Here is a 5,013-nt window from a genome sequence, read left to right on the forward strand (position 1 = left end):
AAACACGACGCACAATGAACTTTGAAAATTGAACAGCAGGTTAATTCAATAAAGCTTTTTAAATAAAGCATTTGAAATTAACTGTTTAAACAAGCAAACTTGTTTAAACCACAAACAAACCAAGCCAGATATTTCGAGATAATTATCTGAGCAGACAAATTTTTTAACGAGAGTTTGATCCTGGCTCAGGATGAACGCTGGCGGCGTGCTTAACACATGCAAGTCGAGCGCGGTCCCTTTGGTGCTTGCACCAGAGAAGACTGAGCGGCGGACGGGTGAGTAACGCGTGGGTAACCTGCCCTATACACATGGATAACATGCTGAAAAGCATACTAATACATGATAACGTACACTGATGGCATCTTCGGTGTATCAAAGCGTTAGCGGTATAGGATGGACCCGCGTCTGATTAGCTAGTTGGTGGGGTAAAAGCCTACCAAGGCCACGATCAGTAGCCGACCTGAGAGGGTGATCGGCCACATTGGAACTGAGACACGGTCCAAACTCCTACGGGAGGCAGCAGTGGGGAATATTGCACAATGGGCGAAAGCCTGATGCAGCAACGCCGCGTGAACGATGAAGGTCTTCGGATCGTAAAGTTCTGTCGCAGGGGAAGATAATGACGGTACCCTGTGAGGAAGCACCGGCTAACTACGTGCCAGCAGCCGCGGTAATACGTAGGGTGCTAGCGTTATCCGGATTTACTGGGCGTAAAGGGTGCGTAGGTGGTCTTTCAAGTCGGTGGTTAAAGGCTACGGCTCAACCGTATTAAGCCGCCGAAACTGGAAGACTTGAGTGCAGGAGAGGAAAGTGGAATTCTCAGTGTAGCGGTGAAATGCGTAGATATTGAGAAGAACACCAGTAGCGAAGGCGGCTTTCTGGACTGTAACTGACACTGAGGCACGAAAGCGTGGGTAGCAAACAGGATTAGATACCCTGGTAGTCCACGCCGTAAACGATGAGTATTAGGTGTCGGGGGTTACCCCCCTCGGTGCCGCAGTTAACGCATTAAATACTCCGCCTGGGGAGTACGCACGCAAGTGTGAAACTCAAAGGAATTGACGGGGACCCGCACAAGTAGCGGAGCATGTGGTTTAATTCGAAGCAACGCGAAGAACCTTACCTAAGCTTGACATCTCTCAGATCGGTAGTTAATCCTACCTTCCCTTCGGGGCTGAGATGACAGGTGGTGCATGGTTGTCGTCAGCTCGTGTCGTGAGATGTTGGGTTAAGTCCCGCAACGAGCGCAACCCTTGTCTTTAGTTGCCAGCATTAAGTTGGGCACTCTAGAGAGACTGCCAGGGATAACCTGGAGGAAGGTGGGGATGACGTCAAATCATCATGCCCCTTATGCTTAGGGCTACACACGTGCTACAATGGGTGGTACAGAGGGTTGCCAAGCCGCAAGGTGGAGCTAATCCCTTAAAGCCATTCTCAGTTCGGATTGTAGGCTGAAACTCGCCTACATGAAGCTGGAGTTACTAGTAATCGCAGATCAGAATGCTGCGGTGAATGCGTTCCCGGGTCTTGTACACACCGCCCGTCACACCATGGAAGTTGGAAACACCCGAAGCCGATTATCTAACCGCAAGGAAGAAGTCGTCGAAGGTGGAATCAATAACTAGGGTGAAGTCGTAACAAGGTAGCCGTATCGGAAGGTGCGGCTGGATCACCTCCTTTCTAAGGAGAATTACCTGCTGTTCGATTTTGAAAGTTCATTAGAATTTTCAAAATTTGTACCTTGAAAACTGAATATATTTAGTGATAACAATGACATCTATTATTATCCTAACGGATAATTAATATAAAAATGATACTAATGTATCTGAGAGAAAACTCATTAAAACACCAATTATTCTTTAAACTTGTCGAAAGACAATAAATTAGAAAAATCTCAATAATAACTGGTCAAGTTATTAAGGGTGTAGGGCGGATGCCTTGGCACTAGGAGCCGATGAAAGACGTGATAAGCTGCGATAAGCTTCGGGGAGTGGCACATACATATTGATCCGAAGATTTCTGAATGAGGAAACTCACTCAAAGTAATGTTTGAGTATCTATACATCAATACATAGTGTATAGAGGGGAACTCAGGGAACTGAAACATCTAAGTACCTGAAGGAAGAGAAAGAAATTCGATTTTGTTAGTAGCGGCGAGCGAACGCGAAAGAGCCCAAACCGAGCTAGTTTACTAGTTCGGGGTTGCGGACATATCTTAAGGAGAAGTTATTGCAAGTAGAATAGAGCTGGAAAGTTCAACCACAGAGGGTAATAGTCCCGTATACGAAGCCAAGAAATCTCTTGATATGATCCAGAGTACCACGAGACACGTGAAACCTTGTGGGAAGCAAGGGGGACCACCCCCTAAGGCTAAATACTACCTAGTGACCGATAGTGAATAGTACCGTGAGGGAAAGGTGAAAAGAACCCCGGGAGGGGAGTGAAATAGAACCTGAAACCCTACACTTACAAACTGTGGAAGCGCATTATTGGCGTGACCGCGTACTTTTTGTAGAACGGGCCAACGAGTTACGTTATGTGGCAAGGTTAAGCACTTCAGGTGTGTAGCCGAAGCGAAAGCGAGTCTGAATAGGGCGAATTAGTCACCTAACGTAGACCCGAAACCGAGCGACCTACCCATGAGCAGGATGAAACGAAAGTAAAATTTCGCGGAGGTCCGAACCCACGTATGTTGAAAAATGCGGGGATGACTTGTGGGTAGCGGTGAAATTCCAATCGAGCTCGGAGATAGCTGGTTCTCCCCGAAATAGCTTTAGGGCTAGCCTTGAATGTAGAGATGTGGAGGTAGAGCACTGAATGTCCTAGGGGGTATTGTACCTACCGAAGACTATCAAACTCCGAATGCCATAATCTTTTATTCAGGAGTCAGACTATGGGTGATAAGGTTCATAGTCGAGAGGGAAAAAGCCCAGATCGTCAGCTAAGGTCCCTAAATGTATGTTAAGTGGTAAAGGATGTGGGATTGCACAGACAACCAGGATGTTGGCTTAGAAGCAGCCACTCATTTAAAGAGTGCGTAATAGCTCACTGGTCGAGTGATTCTGCGCCGAAGATTTCCGGGGCTAAAACATACTACCGAAGCTACGACATCATTTTTATGATGGGTAGGGGAGCTTCCCATGTAGGCTGAAGCGATACCGTAAGGAGTCGTGGACAGCATGGGAGTGAGAATGTTGGCATGAGTAGCGAGATGAAGGTGAGAATCCTTCAGGCCGTAAACCCAAGGTTTCCAGGGGAAGGTTCGTCCTCCCTGGGTTAGTCGGGACCTAAGCTCAGGCCGAAAGGCGTAGGCGATGGACAACAGGTTGATATTCCTGTACTACCGATAATTGCTTGAGAGATGGGATGACACAGTAGGATAAGCTGAGCACACTGTTGGTTATGTGTGTCCAAGCGTTGAGGCAGACTAGATAGGTAAATCCGTTTAGTTAATGCTGGGGCGCGATGGGGAGCGAAAATAAGTAGCGAAGCAGCTGATTTCACACTGTCGAGAAAAGTCTCTATCGAGATTAAAGGTACCCGTACCGCAAACCGACACAGGTGGGTGAGGAGAGTATCCTAAGGCCAGCGAGAGAACTGTTGTTAAGGAACTCGGCAAAATGACCCCGTAACTTAGGGATAAGGGGTGCCTCAGAAATGAGGCCGCAGAGAATTGGCCCAAGCGACTGTTTACCAAAAACATAGGTTTCTGCTAAGTCGCGAGACGATGTATAGGAGCTGACGCCTGCCCGGTGCTGGAAGGTTAAGAGGATCTGTTAGAGCAATCGAAGCAGTGATTTTAAGCCCCAGTAAACGGCGGCCGTAACTATAACGGTCCTAAGGTAGCGAAATTCCTTGTCGGGTAAGTTCCGACCCGCACGAAAGGCGTAACGATTTGGGCACTGTCTCAACAACAGACTCGGTGAAATTGTAATCCCGGTGAAGATGCCGGGTACCTGCGACAGGACGGAAAGACCCCATGGAGCTTTACTGTAACTTGACATTGGGGCTAGATACTACATGTACAGGATAGGTGGGAGACTATGAAATCAGGGCGTCAGTTTTGATGGAGTCACCCTTGGGATACCACCCTTGTAGTGTTTGGACTCTAACCATAGGCCATGAATCTGGTCTTGGGACACTGTCTGGTGGACAGTTTGACTGGGGCGGTCGCCTCCCAAAAGGTAACGGAGGCGCTCAAAGGTTCCCTCAGTACGGTCGGAAATCGTACGAAGAGTGTAAAGGCAAAAGGGAGCTTGATTGCGAGACATACAGGTCGAGCAAGGTAGAAATACGGACTTAGTGATCCGGTGGTTCTGCGTGGAAGGGCCATCGCTCAACGGATAAAAGCTACCCTGGGGATAACAGGCTTATCTCCCCCAAGAGTCCACATCGACGGGGAGGTTTGGCACCTCGATGTCGGCTCATCACATCCTGGGGCTGTAGTTGGTCCCAAGGGTTGGGCTGTTCGCCCATTAAAGTGGTACGCGAGCTGGGTTCAGAACGTCGTGAGACAGTTCGGTCCCTATCCGTCGCAGGCGTAGGAAATTTGCGGAGATCTGCCCCTAGTACGAGAGGACCGGGGTGGACATACCTCTGGTGTACCAGTTGTCCTGCCAAGGGCATAGCTGGGTAGCTATGTATGGAAAGAATAAGCGCTGAAAGCATCTAAGCGCGAAGTCCACTTCAAGATAAGATTTCCCACCGTAAGGTTAAGATCCCAGGAAGACTACCTGGTTGATAGGTCAAAGGTGTAAGTGCAGTAATGTATGTAGCTTATTGATACTAATAGATCGAGGACTTGACCAATAAATACGATGGAGTCAAAGTTTACTAAATATACTCAGTTTTGAAGGTACAAACTTCAATTAAATATGTGGTTATTATAGCAGAGAGGATACACCTGTTCCCATACCGAACACAGAAGTTAAGCTCTCCAGCGCCAAAGGTACTTGGTGGGAAACTGCCTGGGAGAGTAGGAAGTAGCCACGTAATATGCCGAAGTGGCGGAAT

Annotated in this window: 3 rRNA genes; all 3 read left to right on the forward strand. The window is 48.0% G+C overall.

Annotated features, from left to right (window positions below):
• Window positions 1-162 precede the first annotated feature (162 nt).
• The 3 genes from UF10_RS09045 to rrf all read left to right on the forward strand — a co-directional run bounded on the left by UF10_RS09045 (window position 163) and on the right by rrf (window position 4,992).
• Window positions 163-1,680 (forward strand): 16S ribosomal RNA (locus tag UF10_RS09045).
• Window positions 1,681-1,906: 226 nt separating this feature from the next.
• Window positions 1,907-4,809: ribosomal RNA gene (locus tag UF10_RS09050) — 23S ribosomal RNA — on the forward strand.
• Window positions 4,810-4,875: 66 nt separating this feature from the next.
• Window positions 4,876-4,992 (forward strand): 5S ribosomal RNA (gene rrf, locus UF10_RS09055).
• The 16S, 23S and 5S rRNA genes sit together here, the layout of an rRNA operon.
• Window positions 4,993-5,013 lie beyond the last annotated feature (21 nt).

It is taken from the genome of Peptostreptococcus russellii, from assembly GCF_003012055.1.
Taxonomy (GTDB): Bacteria; Bacillota; Clostridia; order Peptostreptococcales; family Peptostreptococcaceae; genus Peptostreptococcus; species Peptostreptococcus russellii.